Annotated in this window: 18 protein-coding genes; 4 read left to right on the forward strand and 14 right to left on the reverse strand. The window is 56.6% G+C overall.

What is annotated here, in order from left to right; translation table 11 throughout:
• Nucleotides 1–119 precede the first annotated feature (119 nt).
• Nucleotides 120–983, reverse strand: a complete 864-nt coding sequence (locus PZBJ_RS18795) for a carboxylate/amino acid/amine transporter (RefSeq protein ID WP_101763742.1) — start codon at nt 981–983, stop codon at nt 120–122.
• Nucleotides 984–1319: 336 nt separating this feature from the next.
• Between PZBJ_RS18795 and glpT the strand changes: the two genes are divergently transcribed.
• Nucleotides 1320–2660 (forward strand): glycerol-3-phosphate transporter, encoded by a 1341-nt coding sequence (gene glpT / locus PZBJ_RS18800; RefSeq protein WP_101763743.1) that lies wholly within the window; start codon nt 1320–1322, stop codon nt 2658–2660.
• 33 nt (nt 2661–2693) lie between these two features.
• On the opposite strand, the gene yigL is transcribed toward glpT, so the two are convergent.
• Entirely contained in the window at nt 2694–3494 is an 801-nt protein-coding gene (yigL, locus tag PZBJ_RS18805) for a sugar/pyridoxal phosphate phosphatase YigL (RefSeq protein ID WP_101763744.1), read from the reverse strand.
• Nucleotides 3495–3531: 37 nt separating this feature from the next.
• Nucleotides 3532–4524 carry a lysophospholipase L2 gene (gene pldB / locus PZBJ_RS18810; RefSeq protein ID WP_101763745.1) on the reverse strand — a complete coding sequence of 331 codons (993 nt, stop codon included), beginning with the start codon at nt 4522–4524 and terminating at the stop codon, nt 3532–3534.
• Between the two features lie 104 nt (nt 4525–4628).
• On the opposite strand from pldB, the gene rhtB reads away from it, so the two are divergent.
• Nucleotides 4629–5252: a homoserine/homoserine lactone efflux protein gene (rhtB, locus tag PZBJ_RS18815; protein WP_101763746.1), complete on the forward strand. Its 624-nt coding sequence runs from the start codon at nt 4629–4631 to the stop codon at nt 5250–5252.
• Between the two features lie 137 nt (nt 5253–5389).
• On the opposite strand, the gene rhtC is transcribed toward rhtB, so the two are convergent.
• From rhtC to pldA, 3 genes are read right to left on the reverse strand one after another with little or no spacing between them, the layout of a single operon-like run.
• A complete protein-coding gene (gene rhtC, locus PZBJ_RS18825) occupies nt 5390–6013 on the reverse strand; it encodes a threonine export protein RhtC (protein ID WP_101763747.1) in 624 nt (207 codons plus the stop codon).
• 12 nt (nt 6014–6025) lie between these two features.
• Entirely contained in the window at nt 6026–7852 is a 1827-nt protein-coding gene (gene recQ, locus PZBJ_RS18830; protein WP_101763748.1) for an ATP-dependent DNA helicase RecQ, read from the reverse strand.
• A gap of 23 nt (nt 7853–7875) precedes the next feature.
• Entirely contained in the window at nt 7876–8754 is an 879-nt protein-coding gene (gene pldA / locus PZBJ_RS18835) for a phospholipase A (protein ID WP_101763749.1), read from the reverse strand.
• 165 nt (nt 8755–8919) lie between these two features.
• On the opposite strand from pldA, the gene PZBJ_RS18840 reads away from it, so the two are divergent.
• Both PZBJ_RS18840 and rarD read left to right on the forward strand, forming a co-directional pair.
• The gene (locus tag PZBJ_RS18840; protein WP_101763750.1) at nt 8920–9390 is read left to right on the forward strand and encodes a thioesterase family protein; all 471 of its coding nucleotides are present in this window, start codon (nt 8920–8922) and stop codon (nt 9388–9390) included.
• A gap of 22 nt (nt 9391–9412) precedes the next feature.
• Nucleotides 9413–10312, forward strand: coding sequence for an EamA family transporter RarD (rarD, locus tag PZBJ_RS18845; protein WP_101763751.1), 900 nt, complete (start codon nt 9413–9415; stop codon nt 10310–10312).
• On the opposite strand, the gene PZBJ_RS18850 is transcribed toward rarD, so the two are convergent.
• The 8 genes from PZBJ_RS18850 to lptM form a co-directional block, all read right to left on the reverse strand.
• Complete coding sequence (locus PZBJ_RS18850) at nt 10283–11335, reverse strand: AbrB family transcriptional regulator (protein WP_101763752.1); 1053 nt, start codon at nt 11333–11335, stop codon at nt 10283–10285. The genes rarD and PZBJ_RS18850 overlap by 30 nt on opposite strands.
• A gap of 145 nt (nt 11336–11480) precedes the next feature.
• Nucleotides 11481–12434: a magnesium/cobalt transporter CorA gene (corA, locus tag PZBJ_RS18855; RefSeq protein ID WP_008105777.1), complete on the reverse strand. Its 954-nt coding sequence runs from the start codon at nt 12432–12434 to the stop codon at nt 11481–11483.
• A gap of 310 nt (nt 12435–12744) precedes the next feature.
• A complete protein-coding gene (gene uvrD, locus PZBJ_RS18860; protein WP_101763753.1) occupies nt 12745–14907 on the reverse strand; it encodes a DNA helicase II in 2163 nt (720 codons plus the stop codon).
• Nucleotides 14908–14983: 76 nt separating this feature from the next.
• The gene (gene yigB, locus PZBJ_RS18865) at nt 14984–15700 is read right to left on the reverse strand and encodes a 5-amino-6-(5-phospho-D-ribitylamino)uracil phosphatase YigB (protein ID WP_101763754.1); all 717 of its coding nucleotides are present in this window, start codon (nt 15698–15700) and stop codon (nt 14984–14986) included.
• Entirely contained in the window at nt 15700–16608 is a 909-nt protein-coding gene (gene xerC / locus PZBJ_RS18870) for a tyrosine recombinase XerC (RefSeq protein WP_101763755.1), read from the reverse strand. Before xerC ends, yigB begins: the two co-directional genes overlap by 1 nt.
• Entirely contained in the window at nt 16605–17309 is a 705-nt protein-coding gene (locus PZBJ_RS18875) for a DUF484 domain-containing protein (protein ID WP_101763756.1), read from the reverse strand. The genes xerC and PZBJ_RS18875 overlap by 4 nt, the downstream gene beginning before the upstream one ends.
• Nucleotides 17306–18130: a diaminopimelate epimerase gene (gene dapF / locus PZBJ_RS18880; protein ID WP_101763930.1), complete on the reverse strand. Its 825-nt coding sequence runs from the start codon at nt 18128–18130 to the stop codon at nt 17306–17308. The genes PZBJ_RS18875 and dapF overlap by 4 nt, the downstream gene beginning before the upstream one ends.
• A gap of 29 nt (nt 18131–18159) precedes the next feature.
• Nucleotides 18160–18363: an LPS translocon maturation chaperone LptM gene (gene lptM / locus PZBJ_RS18885; RefSeq protein WP_101763757.1), complete on the reverse strand. Its 204-nt coding sequence runs from the start codon at nt 18361–18363 to the stop codon at nt 18160–18162.
• Between the last annotated feature and the right edge of the window lie 19 nt (nt 18364–18382).

Raw genomic sequence — 18382 nt, forward strand, 5'->3', positions numbered from 1 at the left:
GAGCCGGGTCAGGGATAGCGCAGCAGATCGCAAAGGGAAACCACTTCCTTGTGGATCAGCCTCGCCATCCATGGCTCGGATGCTTTGCTCCACTGCCGCGCTATCCCTTCCCTTTTAGCCTATGCGTTGCTTTTCTTACCTAATACCCAGCGTTTGTGCACATAAAGGGATGCGAAAATCACGGCGGCACCGGCGAGAAAACTTGGCCAATGCGGTTTCTCCTGCCAGATCGCCAGATTCACCAGCAAGCCCGCTGGCACATGCATGTTGTTCATAATACCCAGCGTGCCAGCATCCACCTGCGTAGCGCCGTAGTTCCACATGAAGTAGCCCAAACCTGAAGCCGCCACGCCTAGCCACACCAGAATGCCCCACTGCAGCGACGTGGTCGGCAGTTTGTTCGGATTGCCCCACAAGCTCCAGGCGATCACCGCGATCATCACCGCGCCCAGATAGAACCACGAAAATGCGGTGTGCTGCGGCATCGGGCGAGTTTCCTGCAGGCGTTTGTAGCCCACCATGCCGATGGCGAAGCAGATGTTTGCCGCCTGTACCAGCAGCAAGCCGAACCAGAAATGGTCGCTGACTTTGTCGTAACGAATAATCGCCGCACCGATTACCGCCAGTAGCGCGCTGAAGGCATAGCCGATACGCAGCGGACGTCGGCTGAGCAAATCGTAGATCAGCGTGACATACAGCGGCGTCATCACGGTGAACAGCAGGAACTCGGTCACGCTGAGATACAGATAAGCCTCAAAGCTTAATAAATACATGATGCCAAGCTGCAGCATGCCCACCAGCATATACAGCAGGATGGTGGAAGCACGGTAACCGCGCCAGCGCAGGAACGGCAGGAAAACGATGGCGGCGAGCGCCAGACGCATCAAAACAGAGAACCAGGAATCCACCTGACCTGCGAGGTATTCCCCGATCAAACTGAAGGAAAAGGCCCACAGAATGGTGGTAACGATCAGTAACGGCACGGTAACGATCTCAAAATGAACAGTGGCGCTAGTGTAAACAAACTGTCGAAATCGGGGTGAACTATCTGGTTTACAAGTGGATAAAATAACGACGAATAATTTTCGAACCTCATTTTTACGACCGGCTAAAAATGCGCGAAATACAACATTTCCTGGTTTTTTTCGCTCTCAATTGTCATAAAACTGTAACATATGTGTCACATGTCACAGTAACTGCGCGTGACCATCACTATCCTTTGCGCGAAATGGAAACTTCGCTTTGCCATTTTTACTGCCTGTTTTTGCCCCAACCTGCTGGGAACTCATAACTATATCGCGCCCTGGAGGGCCACACTCATGTTGAGTATTTTCAAACCTGCACCGCATCGCCCACAAGTGGCCGATGATCGTGTTGATCCGCTTTATCGTCGTCTGCGCTGGCAGATTTTCCTGGGAATATTTTTTGGCTATGCCGCCTACTATTTGGTGCGTAAAAACTTTGCGCTGGCAATGCCTTATCTGGTGGAACAAGGCTTCTCGCGCGGGGATCTCGGCTTTGCGCTATCGGGCATTTCCATCGCTTACGGCTTCTCGAAATTCATTATGGGCTCGGTCTCAGACCGCTCGAATCCGCGCGTGTTTTTGCCCGCCGGATTGATCCTTGCCGCAGCGGTAATGTTGGTGATGGGGTTCGTGCCGTGGGCCACCTCCAGCATCATGGTGATGTTTGTACTGCTGTTCCTGTGCGGCTGGTTCCAGGGCATGGGCTGGCCGCCGTGCGGGCGCACCATGGTGCACTGGTGGTCGCAGAAAGAGCGCGGCGGAATTGTGTCGGTATGGAACTGCGCGCATAACGTCGGCGGCGGTATTCCTCCGTTGCTGTTCCTGCTCGGCATGGCGTGGTTTAACGACTGGAAAGCCGCGCTGTATATGCCGGCGTTTGGCGCCATCCTCATCGCGATTATTGCCTTCGCCTTGATGCGTGACACACCACAATCTTGCGGTTTACCGCCGATTGAAGCGTGGAAAAATGATTATCCGCCGGATTACAACGAGGATCACGAGCAGGAGCTGACGGCGAAGCAGATTTTCATGCAGTACATTCTGCCCAACAAGCTACTGTGGTACATCGCACTGGCGAACGTGTTTGTGTACCTGCTACGTTACGGCATTCTCGACTGGTCGCCGACCTACCTGAAAGAGGTGAAGCACTTCACGCTGGATAAATCCTCGTGGGCCTACTTCTTTTACGAATATGCCGGTATTCCCGGCACGCTGTTGTGCGGCTGGATGTCGGACAAAGTGTTCCGCGGCAACCGTGGCGCAACCGGCGTGTTCTTTATGACGCTGGTGACCATCGCCACCGTGGTGTACTGGCTGAATCCTCCAGGCAATCCAGGCATCGACATGCTGTGCATGATTGTGATCGGCTTCCTGATTTACGGTCCTGTGATGCTGATTGGCTTGCACGCGCTGGAACTGGCACCGAAAAAAGCGGCCGGAACGGCAGCGGGCTTTACCGGGCTGTTTGGCTATCTCGGCGGATCGGTTGCGGCGAGTGCGATTGTCGGTTACACCGTGGATTATTTCGGCTGGGACGGCGGATTCATTGTGATGATTGGCGGATCGGTGCTGGCAGTGATTCTGCTGCTGCTCACCATGGTCAGTGAGCACAAGCACAAGAAACAGTTGTCATAACGAAAAAGGGCCGGTGATGACCGGCCCTTTTTTCTAGGCGAGGAACAGTTTACGCAGCGTGTGCGGCACGGCGTCATCCGCGTTGCTGCCAATCACTTCCAGCGTCGGCAAGGTATCTTTCAAACGCTGCTGCGCATTGCGCATGATGCAGCCTTTGCCCGACATGCTGAGCATCTCCACATCATTCATGCCGTCACCGAAGGCGATGCACGCTTTCAGCGAGTGGCCGAGCTGTTTCGCTACCGCTTCCAGCGCGTGACCTTTGGAAACGCCGCCCGCCATCACTTCCAGACACGTTGGCAGCGAGAAGCTGACATTCACGCGATCGCCCCAGCGCGCTTCAATCGCCTGCTCCATGGGAATCAACCGCTCCGGATCTTCGCAGGTGAAGAACACTTTGCTGATGCCATCAGTCGGCAGCATGCCCGGCTGGTAAACCTGATAGTTAAACACCGATTCACGGAAATAGTCCTGCTCATCCGGACGATGACGGCTCATGAACCACTCATCGTCGCGATAGACGTGCGTCAGGATATGCTCGTCATGATATTGCAGGCCATACAGATCGCTGGCGATGTCGGCGTCAAGATTGTGGCTGAACACCAGTTCACCTGCGGCGTTGTGCACGCGTGCGCCATTAGACGTGATCATGTAAGCCGGAATGCCGAGCTTATCGCGCATCTGTCCGACGTCGATGTAGTGACGGCCGGTGGCAAAGACAAAGTGGATATCACGCGCCACCAGTTCCTGCAGCGTGGTGCGCGCGAACGGCGTCAGGCGGTGGTCCGGAGAGAGCAGCGTGCCATCCAGGTCGGATGCGACGATGTGATACATGTAAACCTCGGGTGTTGATATCGGAAAGTAAAATTGATTAAGCGTGGCGTTCAAAGAAATCGACCACCGCGTTTAGCGCTTCGGCACGCATCGCGTCTGTTTCAAACAAGATCTCATGACGCGCTCCTTTGATCACATACGGCGCGTTGCCCGCGCAGGGATGTCCTGCTGCGGCCATCGCCGTACAAAATAGATTTTGTGAGCGGTTATCCACCACATCATCTTCACTGGCCTGCAGCAGCAAGGTCGGCGTGGTGATGTTCGCTACTTGATTGAAGATGTCCCGCCCGGCCTGCACGCCTTCGCGCACCCAGTGATAAGTGGGGCCACCGACGCGAATTGCCGGATCGTCGGCGTAAAAACGCAGATTACGGCGATAGCGTTCGCGGCTATGCGTCAGGCGGTTGATGCCAAACGGATTGGCGCGCCAGCGCCCGGTGCCCAGCGCGTAACCTTCACGCAGCGCCGGCAGTTTCTCGGTCCAGTCCAGAATGCGGTGCGCCATCCAGTCGGGCAGCGGCAGCACAATGCCAAACATCGGCGCGGAGAATACCGCAGCATGAAACGCCTGCGGCTGACGCGCCAGAAACAGCGCTAAAATCGCGCCGCCCATCGAGTGGGCCAGCACGTAGCGCTGCTGATAATGTGGACTCACGATCTCTTTCAGATACAGCGTTTCCAGATCGTCAACGTAGTCGCCAAATTCCACCACATGGCCGCGATGCGAATCTTCCAGCAGACGTTCAGAGCGTCCCTGACCGCGATGGTCGAGAATCACCACATCGTAGCCGCACATGAACAGGTCGTAAGCCAGTTCGGGATACTTGATGTAGCTCTCAATGCGGCCAGGCACGACCAGAATGACACGACGATGTTGCGGTGAGGTGAAACGGACGTAGCGAATCTTGAGGTTGCCGACGCCAGTGAATTCACACTCTTCACGGCGACGCCAGAAGTCGAGCAGCGGACCGGTGGCAAAGGCCGAAAAGCCTCGCTCACGTCCGAGCCAACTCTGTTTATGCTGCTGCATCCGTCCCCCTGAAAAAAACGTGATTTGCGCGCCTGTGCTGCGTAGCGTGCGGCGATTTTCTGTCGTATTGTGTCACACTTCGCTAACTTCAGGGAATGTCACACATGACCATTGAATGGTGGTTAACCTATCTGCTGACCACAACCATCCTTAGCCTTTCACCCGGTTCCGGCGCGATCAACACCATGAGCACCGGCATCAGTCACGGCTATCGCGGCGCAGCGGCATCGATTACCGGCTTGCAGCTGGGTCTGGCCATTCATATTGTGCTGGTCGGCGCCGGTTTAGGTGCGCTGTTTTCCCAATCGATTCTGGCATTTGAAGTCCTGAAGTGGGCCGGCGCAGCCTATCTGGTATGGCTGGGCATTCAGCAGTGGCGCTCCGCGGGTGGCATCGACCTCGACGCCGTTGCCAAAGCGATGCCGCGTCGCCGCCTGTTTAAGCGTGCCGTGTTGGTAAACCTCACCAACCCGAAAAGCATCGTGTTTCTCGCTGCGCTGTTTCCGCAGTTTATTCAGCCGCACCAGCCGCAGCTCATGCAATATCTGGTGCTGGGCGTGACCACCATTGTGGTCGATATCATCGTAATGATTGGTTACGCCACGCTGGCAACGCGTATCGCCGGCTGGATTAAAGGACCGAAGCAGATGAAGCTGCTGAACCGCACCTTTGGTGGATTGTTTATGGCAGTAGGCGCGCTGCTAGCCAGCGCACGCAGAATGGCGTAAAAGAAAATCGCACCCACTTCAAAGCCGTCGGTGGCGCAGCCAGTTCGGTGCCGGCCAGCGCGCAGCCCCCGGAGCGTACACGTCGTACGTGAGGAGGGCGAGCACTGCCCGGTACCGAAATGGCAAGTAAACCAGGCTTAACGTGAAATGATAAGGTGAATGCCAAAACCGGCGAATAACACGCCCGCCATACCATCCACCCACTTCGCCATTCGCTGATACTTATCACGCATCCACGGCATAGCGAAAATCGCCGCCACCAGCGTAAACCACGCGAACGTCTCTCCGATAATCAGCAGGAACAACCCCCAGCGCTCCAACGCGCCAACGTCGTTGCCAACAAACAATGAGAATACGCTACCGAAGTAGATGATCGCTTTTGGGTTCGACAGGTTAGTCAGGAAACCTTTCAGGAAACTCATGCCCTTTTTCGGCAGCTCCACCACTGGTGCTTCCGATTGTGGCTGCTTATGACGTTGACGCGCTGAGCGCATCAGCTGCCAGCCCATCCACAGCAGATACAATCCGCCGCCGACCATAATGATTTCATGCAGCCAGGCCATTTTTTCCAGGATCAGATGCAGGCCCATCAGCGCCACACCGGCCCAGATCACAATGCCCAACGTAATGCCCAGAACGCCCATCATCGCCTCTTTGCGCGAGCGGCTTGCCGCCGTTTGCGACACAAAGAAGAAGTCCGGGCCGGGACTCATCAGCGCAACCAGATGCACCAGCGCGACGGTGGCGAATAACATCAGCATGAGTTTTTTCCTCTAACCTTCATCAACATGTTCTTTGATCATCACCAGGAACGGCTTACCAAAACGCTCCAGTTTGCGATGACCGACGCCGTTCACGCTGAGCATTTCTGACGCGCTAATCGGCATTTGTTCTGCCATTTCAATCAGCGTGGCATCGTTAAACACCACGTACGGCGGAATATTCTCTTCATCAGCAATTGCTTTGCGCAGCTTACGCAGCTTGGCAAACAGCTGGCGATCATAATTGCCGCTGTGCACTTTCGGCGAACTGCTGCCGCGCGTTTTCACCGTCACGATACGCGGCACCGCCAGCATCAGCGGCACTTCCGCACGTAATACCGGACGCGCCGCTTCGGTGAGTTGCAGCGCCGAATGCATGGCGATGTTTTGCGTTACCATCCCGAGGTGAATCAGCTGACGCAGCACGCTGATCCAGTGTTCGTGGCTGTGCTCGCGGCCCAGGCCGTACACCGGCAGTTTGTCGTGGCCGTTGTCGCGAATGCGCTGATTGCTGGCGCCGCGCAAAACTTCAACAATATAGCCCATTCCAAAGCGTTGGCCGGTACGATAGATGCTCGACAGCGCCTTTTGCGCCTCCAGCAAACCGTCGTAGCGACGCGGCGGATCGAGGCAGATATCGCAGTTATCGCACTGCTGCTGGCGACCTTCGCCGAAATAGTTCAGCAACACCAGACGACGACAGGTTTGCGCTTCAGCAAACGCGCCCATCGCGTTGAGTTTGTGGCGTTCAATATCCTGCAACGGGCCGGGCACTTTCTCTTCCAGACATTTACGCAGCCACGCCATGTCGGCCGGATCGTAAAGCATCATCGCTTCGGCAGGCAGGCCATCGCGCCCGGCGCGGCCGGTTTCCTGATAATAGGATTCGATGTTGCGCGGAATATCGAAGTGCACCACAAAGCGCACGTTGGGTTTGTTAATGCCCATCCCGAACGCCACGGTGGCGACCACGATTTGCAGATCGTCACGCTGAAAAGCTTCCTGCACGCTGGCACGCTGCGCGCTATCAATGCCGGCGTGATACGCGCCAACGCTCAAACCACGGCTCTGCAGGCGCGCGGCGGTGTCTTCCACTTTGGCGCGGCTGTTACAGTAAATGATGCCGCTTTTGCCGCGCTGATCCTGCACATAACGCAGAAGTTGCTCAGTGGGTTTGAATTTCTCCACCAGCGTGTAGCGAATATTGGGGCGGTCAAAGCTACTGATTTGAATCAGCGGATCGTCCATCTGCAACAGATGGACGATATCGTTACGCGTGGTTTCATCGGCGGTGGCGGTCAATGCCATGACCGGCAAATCAGGGAAGTGCTGACGCAGCTGGCCGATCGAGCCATATTCCGGACGGAAATCGTGGCCCCACTGCGAAATACAGTGCGCTTCATCCACCGCCAGCATCACCGGATTCCACTGGTGCAGGCTGTCGAGGAAATTGTCCATCATCAGACGTTCAGGCGCGATATATAGCAGCTTGAGCTTGCCGGTACGACAATCCGCAAACACCTGCTGCTGCTGCTCACGCGTCTGCGTCGAGTTGAGGCACGCTGCAGCCACGCCGTTGGCCAGCAGCTGATCGACCTGATCTTTCATCAGTGAAATCAGCGGTGAAACCACCAGCGTCAGCCCTTCGCGCACCAGCGCCGGGATTTGATAGCACAGCGATTTGCCGCCGCCAGTCGGCATCACCACCAGACAATCGCGTCCTGACAGGGCGGTTTCGATGATGTTTTGCTGACCTGGGCGGAACTGCTGATAGCCGAAGGTATCTTGTAATACCTGCTGCGCCAGCATTTCCTGATTAAGCACTGCCGATGTTGCCACGGTAATCCTGTCTTTGTTGCGGGTTAGAACAGATCGTTGAGCGTCACGCCCACGCCAAAGCGCGTCTGGCGATGGTTATAGTCGATCAATGATTCACCATAACCGCTGAAGACCTGCGTGTAAAAGCGCACGTGTTCAGAGATCGGGTAGCTCCAGGCGAAGGTTGCACCGCCAAAGCCGCTGTTCCAGTTGTAGTTACCTTCCACGCTGAAAATGTTCTCGCCCATCATGTAGCCGAGCTTGGCGCGGTAGTAACCCATGTATTTGGTGATGTCCGGGTTATCGTCATTGCTTTCACTTTCAGGCAGACGATACCAGGGTTTGATCTCTGCGAGCAGATTGCCGTTCTGCGCCATGAAGCGCGCGTAAACGCGGTTCCAGCTGCGTGAGGTCGGCTCGCTGCGGCCGTTCGACTGATGCACTAAGCCGGTTTCCACATCGCGTAAGGTCCAGCCTGCGAAGGTGTAATCGGTGGCCCAGCCGAGGAAAATTTGTGGCTCATAATCGGTTTCACGGAACGGTGATGACGCACCACGGTTCGAGAGCTGCCACCACGAGCGCTGAGTATAAGACGCCGCCAGCACCGAGTTATCGCCTAAAATGCCGCGCCACAGCGGAAACGCCAGGCTGAGCTGGAATTTTACTTCATCATTTTTAGCTTTGTCTGCCCAGTTGTACGAAGAGATCGCCTCTTTGTTCATGTCGCTGGTGTAGGTGTAGAGCAGATAGTTATTTTCGTAAGGATAAAGCACGAACGGGTTATCGTGTTTCTCCAGCAGGTTAGCGATAATGCTGCCCTTCACTGCCGGTGCATCATGAACCTCTTTTATCGTGGCTTCTTCAGCCTGCGCCAGGCCAGGAAGGATCAGCGCCGCGGCCAGCAAGGCGTAATGCTTACGCATAGAATTCTCCAGAGAACTGCGTGTAGTAATCGTCAAGTGACGGTTCAAAAAGCAGGCCATTCTACACGCAAAACCTGCGGTTGATCAGCGCCGATTTCCGAAACTGGAAAGCGGCTCGAACGCGGCATAATATACACAACTCGTTAACATTTTAAGGCAGGCATTATGTCATCCCCGTTGCTGACACAGCAGGAAGCGCGTCGTCTGATTGGCGAAATCTTTGTTTATCACATGCCCTTCAATCAGGCGCTCGGATTAGAGCTGGATCGACTGGAAGCGGATTACGCCGAACTCGGCTTCGCCAATAAAACCATGCTGGTCGGCAACGCGGCGCAGCAGATTCTGCACGGCGGCGTGATCGCTTCAGTGCTCGATGTCGCCGCCGGGCTGGTGTGTGTCAGCTATGCGCTGACGCGTCAGGAGAGCATTACCGAGGAAGAGCTGCGTCAGCGCCTGTCGCGCATGGGCACCATCGATATGCGCGTGGATTATCTGCGCCCTGGCCGCGGCGAGCGCTTTGTCGCCACCAGCAGCCTGCTGCGCGGCGGCAACAAAGTCGCTGTGGCGCGCGTGGAGTTACATAACCAGCAAGGCGATTACATCGCCACCGCTACCGCCACCTACATGATTGGCTAATCAGTACTTCTGGAATGACATGATGGATTCGCAACAAACTCGCCAGGGTATTGGCTACGCGCTCTGCGCTTACTTCATTTGGGGCATCGCCCCCGCCTACTTCAAGCTGGTCAAAGAGGTACCCGCTACCGAGATCATGACGCATCGCGTGATTTGGTCCGCACTGTTTATGCTGCTGTTGATCACTTTGACGCGTAGCTGGGCGCAGGTACGTAGCGTACTAGCTCAGCCGAAAAAGGTGCTGCTGCTGGCGCTGACCGCCATCACCATTGGCGGCAACTGGCTGCTGTTTATCTGGGCAGTGAACAATCAGCACATGCTGGAAGCCAGCCTCGGCTACTTTATCAACCCGCTGATTAATGTGGTGTTTGGCATGCTGTTCCTGCGCGAACGCTTCCGCCGCTTGCAGTGGCTGGCGGTACTGCTGGCGACCACCGGCGTGCTGGTGCAGCTGTGGCAGTTTGGATCGCTGCCGATTATCGGCCTTGGCCTGGCGTTGAGTTTTGCTTTGTACGGTTTGGTGCGCAAAAAAATTCAGGTCGATGCGCAAAGTGGCATGTTGATCGAAACGCTGTGGCTATTCCCGCTGGCGGCGATTTACCTGTTTGGTTTTGCCGATAGCGCCACCAGCCATCTCAGCGCCAACGCCATGAGCCTCAATCTCAAGCTGGTCGCAGCGGGCATTATCACCACCATTCCGCTGATGTTTTTTGCTGCCGCCTGCGCGCGTCTGCGCTTATCGACCGTCGGTTTCTTCCAGTATCTGGGTCCGACGCTGATGTTCCTGCTGGCGGTGCTGTTCTACGGCGAGCGCCTGACGCCGGATAAAATGGTGACCTTCGGCTTTATCTGGCTGGCGCTCGCCGTGTTCATTATTGATGCGGTTGCGTTCTCAGCTCGGGCGCGCATGCGCGTAGCGTGAAATAAAACGCGCCAGCGCCGGACCGGTAAGCAGAATGGTGAACAGACGCAGCGTCTGCAGCGCCATGACAAAAGCCATATCGACGCGCGTGCCGGCCGCAATAATCGCCACGGTATCCAGCCCACCCGGGCTGGTTGCCAGATAGGCGGTCATCAGATCGACGTGTAGCACGCGCGTTAGCATCCAGGCTAATCCGCCGCACAACAGCATCAAACCAAAAATCGACAGCAACATTTGCGGCAGCGTTCGCAGCGCAAGTTTGAAAATCGGTCGGGTGAAACGCAATCCCACGCTCCAGCCAATCAGTGCATAGGCTAGCGCCAGCAGCCATTCCGGAACCTGCAAAGTCGCCACATCGGTGCCGTGCAATACCGCACCGATCAGCGCGGGTAGCAGCAAGGCACCAGAAGGAATTCGCAGCCTCTGGCCGAGCCACGCACCGGCGACCATCACCAGCAGCGTCAGCAGAAAGCTGCTGTGCAGCGCGGGAAACCATACCAGATCAGCTGCACCGCCGTGGGTGCCGAGGCCAATGCGCGCCACCACGGCCGCAGCGGTGGCGACAAACAGCACGCGCAGATACTGCATAAACGCCACCAGCCGCACATCCGCCCCGAAATCACCGGCCATCGCCACCATCGCCGAAGCGCCGCCGGGCGACGATCCCCATGCGCCGGTTGGGCCGGGCAAACTACTGAAGCGTACCAGAAGAAAGCCGGACAGGCCGCTGGCCGCCAACGTCAGCACCAGCACCGCCAACACCACCGGCCAATCCTGGATCAGCGGTGTGAGAATGCCCGGCGATAAGCTCTGGCCAATCATGCAGCCGAGCACCGCTTGTGCCAGCACGAAGAAACGTTTATCGATGCGAACAGTCGCGCCGGACAAGCCCATAAAGGTGCCGACGATCATCGGGCCAAGCAGCAAGGCCGCAGGAAGATGGAACAGCTGGAGGATAATCCCCAGCACTAACGAAGCAATCAGCAGCAGTGTCCACTGAAGTCGCAGTGAGAAGCGCGCCATAGGAGAGAATCAGATAGTGAGCAGAGCCAACAGGTTACGCAGAAAATTTAAGTTTATCTACCAGGTCGCTATAAATGGCGCCCCTACATTTGTCATGAGCGGTTTTGTAGGGTCGTCATTCATGACGACCTGGACTTGAGAACGGTTACAACCAGTTCTTGCGTTTGAAATAGAGGTACGGCGCCAGGCCAGCGAGAATCATCAGGCTAATCGCGCCCGGATAACCAAAGCTCCATTTCAGCTCCGGCATAAACTCGAAGTTCATGCCGTAGCTGGATGCCACCAGCGTGGGCGGCAGGAATACCACCGAAACCACTGAGAAGATCTTGATGATGCGGTTCTGCTCAATATTGATGAAGCCCATTGCCGCCTGCATCAGGAAGTTGACCTTCTGGAACAGCGATTCGTTATGCGGCAACAGCGATTCGATATCGCGCAGGATTTCACGCGCCTGCTCCAGCTGGTTGCCCGGCAGACGCGCTTTGCGCACCAGGAAGTTGAGGGCACGCTGGGTATCCATCAGACATAACCGCACTTTCCAGCCGATATCTTCCAGCTCCGCCAGACGCGACAACGCCTGATCGTACTCTTCGCCCTGCTGGCCTTCCATGATCACGCGGCTGAGTTTCTCCAGCGCGCTATAGATGTTCTCGATCTCATCCGCCAGCTGTTCGATTTTGGTCTCAAACAGATCCAGCAGCAGCTCATAGGCGTTGCCATCGGTCAGCATCTGATTGCGCGCACGCATGCGATAGAGACGGAAAGCTGGCAGTTCGCGTTCGCGCAGCGTATACAGGCGATCTTCGCGGATGGTGAATGCCACGGTGGAGTTGCCAGCGTGGTCTTCGGCATCTTCAAAGAAGAAGAAGGAGTGAATGTGCAGGCCGTCTTCGTCTTCGAAGAAACGCGCCGAGGCTTCGATGTCTTCCAGCTCCGGACGCGTCGCCAGGCTCTGGCCGAGCTCGCATTGCACGCGATCGCGTTCGCTGTCGTCAGGTTCGATCAGATCAACCCAAACAGACGTGTTGAGTTTGTCGTTATCTTCTTCCAGCTCGATGCGCGTCAGGCGATTACGATCAAGTTTAAATGCGCTCAGCATAGCAATAACTCCCCATTTTTTCGGAATGGGACAAGGCGGTGACCACTATAAATTACGGGCACGGCGAAGCCTGAACACGGAAACTTTCGCTTCAAGGATAAATCAGTGCTAACTCACGCGACGAGAGTAAAAAAGGGAGGTCGCTGTTAACCGCTAAGGCTACCAGCTAAAAGAGGTAACCTTAGGAGTTCCTGTTAAACAGGTGATTGAGCCAGCATCGACTGGGCGCGTCCAAGGCATTGTCCTCTCATGATAATAGTGCGCGCATGTTACGCTGAGACGAAAAAGTCGTCAAGGTAGCGCAACCGCGCTACACCGTTTCCAGACGGGCGTAAGCCGCCACCAGCCACTTGATGCCCTGGCCCTGAAACGCCACTTGCAAACGGCTGTGTTCACCGCTGCCTTCGAGGTTGATGATGGTGCCCTCGCCGAACTTGGCATGGCGCACGCGCTGGCCGAGCGTGAAGCCGCTGTCGTTTTGCGCGATGGGCGTGCCCATGCGCTGATGGCTCACCGGACGGCTGACGCTGGCGCGCAAACGCACCTCTTCCACGCACTCTTCCGGCAGCTCACCGATGAAGCGTGATGGACGGTGATACACTTCCTTACCATAAAGACGACGGCTTTCAGCATAGGTGAGCGTCAGCTTGACCATGGCACGCGTCACGCCAACGTAAGCCAGACGGCGCTCCTCTTCCAGACGACCGCCTTCATCCAGCGACATCTGGCTCGGGAACATGCCCTCTTCCATGCCGACGATAAATACCTGGCTGAACTCCAGCCCTTTCGCCGAGTGCATGGTCATCAGCTGCACCGCATCCTGCCATTTGTCGGCCTGACCTTCACCCGCTTCCAGCGCAGCATGTGACAGGAACGCCTGCAGCGGCATCAGATCTTCGTCTTCGTCCTGATAGCTGAACTGGCGCGTTGCCGTGACCAGTTCCTCAAGGTTTTCAATACGCGCCTGGCCTTTCTCGCCCTTCTCCTGCTCGTACATCACCCATAAACCGGAGTCTTTAATCACGCGATCGGTTTGCACATGCAGCGGCATCTCGGCGGTTTCGCTGGCCAGTGAATCGACCAACTCGCAGAAGCGTTGTAGCGCCGACGCGGCGCGTCCGGCTAAGGCTTTGTTCTGCAACAGCTCGCGCGTAGCCTGCCACAAGGTGAGTTGCTGATCGCGCGCGGTCTGGCGCACCACATCGAGGGTACGATCGCCGACGCCGCGCACCGGCGTGTTCACCACACGCTCAAAGGCTGCATCGTCGTTGCGATTGGCCATTAAACGCAGATAGGCCAGCGCATCTTTAATCTCCTGACGCTCGAAGAAGCGCATGCCGCCATAAATGCGATACGGCATGCTGCCTTGCAACAGCGCCTCTTCCAGCACGCGCGATTGGGCGTTGCTGCGGTAGAGAATGGCGCAATCCTGCAGCGCATTGCCGTTCTCGTGCCAGCTTTTGATGCGATTGACCACAAAGCGCGCTTCATCCAGCTCGTTGAATGCGCAGTAGAGTGAGATCTTTTCACCATCGCTGCCGTCGGTCCACAGCTCTTTACCGAGGCGGCCATTGTTGTTGGCGATCAGCGTGTTCGCCGCTTTCAGAATGTTGTTGGTCGAGCGATAGTTCTGCTCCAGGCGAATGGTTTCCGCGCCGGGAAAATCCTGCAGGAAGCGCTGGATGTTCTCCACCTGCGCACCGCGCCAGCCGTAAATCGACTGATCGTCATCGCCGACGATAATCACGCGGCCGCTATCACCCGCCAGCATGCGAATCCATGCGTACTGAATATTGTTGGTATCCTGGAATTCATCCACCAGCACGTTGCTGAAACGCTCGCGGTAATGATTCAGGATATGCGGCTTGTTAAGCCAGAGTTCGTGGGCGCGCAGCAGCAGCTCGGCGAAATCCACTAATCCGGCGCGATCGCAGGCTTCCTGATACGCCTGATAGATGCGCAGCCAGGTTTGCTCAACCGGATTGCCGTAGCTTTCGATGTGTTTTGGCCGCAGGCCTTCATCTTTTTTGCCGTTGATGTACCACATGCCCTGACGCGCAGGCCACTGTTTCTCATCAAGGTTCATCGCTTTGATCAGGCGCTTCAGCAGACGCAGCTGATCGTCGCTGTCGAGGATCTGGAAATCCTGCGGCAAACCGGCATCAAGGTGATGCGCGCGCAGTAAACGGTGCGCCAGGCCGTGGAAAGTACCAATCCACATGCCGCCCTGGCTGGTGCCGATCAGCTGATCGATACGATGGCGCATTTCCGCCGCCGCTTTGTTGGTAAAGGTCACCGCCATAATCGAATACGGCGAGCAGTTCTCTACCGACAGCAGCCAGGCGATGCGATGCACCAGCACACGGGTTTTGCCACTGCCTGCTCCGGCCAGCACCAGCAGGTTGCTGCGCGGTGCGGCGACCGCCTCGCGCTGTTTGTCATTCAAGCCGTCAAGCAGATCAGAAACGTCCATAAGCACCGTTCGCGAAAGAAAATGAACTCAAATCCACACTGCTGCGGATAGAGCTGTATATATTTACATGTGTGGATTATAGCAGCGAGGTCAGAGATGCCAACCGATCAATTTCAACGTGCGGCAGCAAACGCGCATCGTCGATCTTCATCAGATTGCCTTCACGCAAATTGATCCAGCAGGCTTGCATGCCGGCACGCAGCGAACCGGCAACATCGGTGGTGAGATCGTCGCCGACGTGCAGAATGTGCTGCGGTGCGATGTTCAAACGCTCAGCGGCCAGATGATACATATCCTGCCACGGCTTGGCGCGACCGTGCGGACCGGCACGCAGCGCGAACTGGAAGTGATGATGGATGCCGAGCTTTTCCGGACAGGCATTGCCGTTGGTGATCGCCACCAGCGGCACACGCTCGCCCAGCCACGTCAGCGTTTGATGCGTCTCTTCCGGCATATCGACTTCACTACGCCACTGATGGAAGACGCTCATCACGTCGCTGGCACCGGCGGTGGCTTCCGCTTTGGATAAGCCGACATTGAGCAGCGCCAGCTCCACCGAGCGACGACGCCATTCAGACACATCGTGATAAATTTCCGGCTCGCGCGCCAGCAACTCATTGCGCAGCGCCTGATAATCCGCCGGGGTGAATTCTCGCAGCGCCGGATGATACGCCTGCAGCGCAGCGTGCGATTCGGCAGTGGTTTTGCGAATGACGGGATGGTTGTCATACAGCGTGTCGTCGAGATCAAAGGTGATTGCTTTGATCGGGCCGAGCGGACGATAAAACTTCATTAAGACTTTCCTCGTTTGGCACGCGGATGGGCCGCATCGTAAACCGTCGCCAGATGCTGGAAATCCAGATGGGTGTAGATTTGCGTGGTCGCCAGATTGGCGTGACCGAGCAGTTCCTGTACCGCGCGCAGATCGCCGCTCGATTCCAGCAAATGCGTGGCAAAAGAGTGGCGCAGTTTATGCGGATGAATATGGCTGGCAACGCCTTGCTTGATGCCCCATTCGGCAAAACGCTTCTGCACGTTGCGCGTCGAAATCCGGCTGCCGCGGCTGGAGACAAACACCGCATCATCCTGCGGCGCAAAGCTAGCACGCAGCGGTAACCAGTGCTGAATCCAGGTAACCGCCGTGCCGCCAATCGGTACGCGGCGCTCTTTGCTGCCTTTACCCAGCACCCGCACTTCACCGGCCTCCAAATCCATGTGGCGACAATCCATATTCACCAGCTCAGACAGACGCAAACCGCCGCCGTACATGGTTTCCAGCATCGCGCGGTCGCGTACCGCCAGCGGATCGTTGAGATCGATCTCCAGCAGTTGGTTAACTTCGTCGACATCCATGTTTTTCGGCAGATGGCGCGCATTACGCGGCGTGGCGATGCCTTTGGCGGGATTGGCGCTCAGCATGCCCTGATGCACTTGCCAGTCGAGAAAACTGCGCAGCGCCGACATGCGCAGCGCCAGACTGCTGGCGCCTAAACCGCCCCGCCGGCTGCGTGCCGCCAGGCTGCGCACCTGCGCCGGTTCCAGCTGCGACCAGCTCGTCAGCTTCATCTCATCGGCTATTGCTATAATCGCCTGCAATTGCCGTTGGTAATTCTTTTGCGTCAGCGGACTCAGCTGGCGTTCGACCTTGAGATAACGCAGAAAGTCATCCACGGCCGGCAGCAGCGGACTGACGTGACTCATGCGCGTTCAATCCAGCGTGACAGCAGATCCGGCAACATTTGCGCCAGATGCTGCAGCAGCAGCGTACCCATGCCCGCCTGATAATGCTGATTATCGCGGCTGGTGAACATTAATATGCCCAGCTCGCCGCGTTCGCCCATCAGCGACATGGCTACCGAGCCAATCGCTTTGGCCTGCGGCAACAACAGTAGCAATTCCGGACCGTTCAGGCTGCCGAGATAGTGATGTTCATTGCCGAAGCGCTGAATGCGCAGCGGTTCGAATGCCTGACGTGACAAGCCGAGCTGGGTGAAATCAGAGGGTGCGCCGATGTGCCACTTGTCATTGAACACGCGTACGTGTGCGCCGGCCAGACCCAGTTCGCGCGCCCAGCGGTGCAGACGCGTTAGCATCTCTTGCAAGCTGTCGGCGGCGGCGAGATGACCTTGTAGCGCCAGCAGGCGATCAAACAGCTGATGGTTGGCGGTAGCCTGCTCCATCAGCAGCGTGATCTCCTCTTCTAACTGCTGGATGTGGTTGCGCTGCCGCGCCATATGCCACTCCACCAGCGAAACGCTGCCGCGTACCGGATGCGGCACCATCATCTGTTCAACCTGGCGCGCATTGCGAATAAAAAAATCGGGATTTTGACGCAGAAATGCGCTTACCGATTGATCGTCCAGCAAAACCTCGCTTTCGGTTTGCTCTTCGACATTTTTCATAGATGAATAAACCCATCGTAGACGTGTGTGGCTGGACCGGTCATAAACAGCGGCTGCCCTTCCCCTTTCCAGGCAATGTGCAGCGTTCCGCCCGGCAAATCGACGCGGACATTTTCCGCCAAAATGCCCTGCTGAACGCCGCAGGCGACCGCCGCGCAGGCGCCGCTGCCGCATGCCTGGGTTTCGCCTGCGCCACGTTCATATACGCGCAGACGGATGTGTTCACGATTGACCACTTCCATAAAGCCAACATTGACGCGCTCTGGGAATCGCTCGTGGCTTTCCAGCTCTGGGCCCAGAGTTTCCACCGGCGCGGTTTTCACGCTTTCTACCTGAATCACGCAGTGCGGATTGCCCATCGATACCGCACCAAACATCACGGTTTGCTCGGCCACCCGCTGCAAATATAGGTTCTCTGCTTTATTCGCGCGGAGCGGCACGCTTTGCGGTTCGAAGTTGGGTTGACCCATATTGACGCGCACCAGCTCATCATTGGTGACGCTGAGCACCATGCGGCCAGTTTGCGTGCTGACACGAATGTCGCTTTTATTGGTCAAACCTTTCAGACGCACAAAGCGGGCAAAGCAGCGTGCGCCGTTGCCGCACTGCGCGACTTCGCTGCCATCAGCGTTGAAAATGCGGTAATGGAAATCGAGATCCGGATCGTAAGGCGGTTCAACGATCAGTAGCTGATCAAAACCGATCCCCTGATTTCTGTCCGCCAGGCGGCGAATCAGTTCCGGCGAAAAAAAGACGTTTTGCGTCACAGCATCCACAACCATAAAGTCGTTGCCGAGACCGTGCATTTTTGAGAACTGCATTTTCTGCTCCGCCGGATTACTCATAGAGTTTAGTTGGCCTGCGAACCAGGCTTGCTGGTGACCAAACCACCGACATCAGCATCCTGAGCCGCTTTTTGCTGCTGCGCGGTGACCTGCTGTTTCGGCTTGTTTGGCTGATCTTTCGGCGGGAAATACAGCGGTCCTTTTAGGCCACAGCCTACCAGGCTGACCAGTGCCAGCGCCATACCCAGCTGACTCATCACTCGTATCATTCTGTCTGCTCTTCTGTCC

The sequence above is a fragment of the Pantoea endophytica genome (assembly GCF_002858935.1).
Lineage (GTDB): Bacteria > Pseudomonadota > Gammaproteobacteria > Enterobacterales > Enterobacteriaceae > Pantoea > Pantoea leporis.

Coding starts and splice junctions, on each gene's coding strand:
- rhtB (WP_101763746.1), top strand. CDS start 4,629: ATGACCATTGAATGGTGGTTAACCTATCTGCTGACCACAACCATCCTT.
- PZBJ_RS18850 (WP_101763752.1), bottom strand. CDS start 11,335: ATGGCGCGCTTCTCACTGCGACTTCAGTGGACACTGCTGCTGATTGCT.
- pldA (WP_101763749.1), bottom strand. CDS start 8,754: ATGCGTAAGCATTACGCCTTGCTGGCCGCGGCGCTGATCCTTCCTGGC.
- pldB (WP_101763745.1), bottom strand. CDS start 4,524: ATGCAGCAGCATAAACAGAGTTGGCTCGGACGTGAGCGAGGCTTTTCG.
- corA (WP_008105777.1), bottom strand. CDS start 12,434: ATGCTGAGCGCATTTAAACTTGATCGTAATCGCCTGACGCGCATCGAG.
- PZBJ_RS18840 (WP_101763750.1), top strand. CDS start 8,920: ATGTCATCCCCGTTGCTGACACAGCAGGAAGCGCGTCGTCTGATTGGC.
- PZBJ_RS18875 (WP_101763756.1), bottom strand. CDS start 17,309: ATGAAAAATGTCGAAGAGCAAACCGAAAGCGAGGTTTTGCTGGACGAT.
- xerC (WP_101763755.1), bottom strand. CDS start 16,608: ATGAGTCACGTCAGTCCGCTGCTGCCGGCCGTGGATGACTTTCTGCGT.
- glpT (WP_101763743.1), top strand. CDS start 1,320: ATGTTGAGTATTTTCAAACCTGCACCGCATCGCCCACAAGTGGCCGAT.
- yigB (WP_101763754.1), bottom strand. CDS start 15,700: ATGAAGTTTTATCGTCCGCTCGGCCCGATCAAAGCAATCACCTTTGAT.
- uvrD (WP_101763753.1), bottom strand. CDS start 14,907: ATGGACGTTTCTGATCTGCTTGACGGCTTGAATGACAAACAGCGCGAG.
- rarD (WP_101763751.1), top strand. CDS start 9,413: ATGGATTCGCAACAAACTCGCCAGGGTATTGGCTACGCGCTCTGCGCT.
- dapF (WP_101763930.1), bottom strand. CDS start 18,130: ATGCAGTTCTCAAAAATGCACGGTCTCGGCAACGACTTTATGGTTGTG.
- lptM (WP_101763757.1), bottom strand. CDS start 18,363: ATGATACGAGTGATGAGTCAGCTGGGTATGGCGCTGGCACTGGTCAGC.
- yigL (WP_101763744.1), bottom strand. CDS start 3,494: ATGTATCACATCGTCGCATCCGACCTGGATGGCACGCTGCTCTCTCCG.
- rhtC (WP_101763747.1), bottom strand. CDS start 6,013: ATGCTGATGTTATTCGCCACCGTCGCGCTGGTGCATCTGGTTGCGCTG.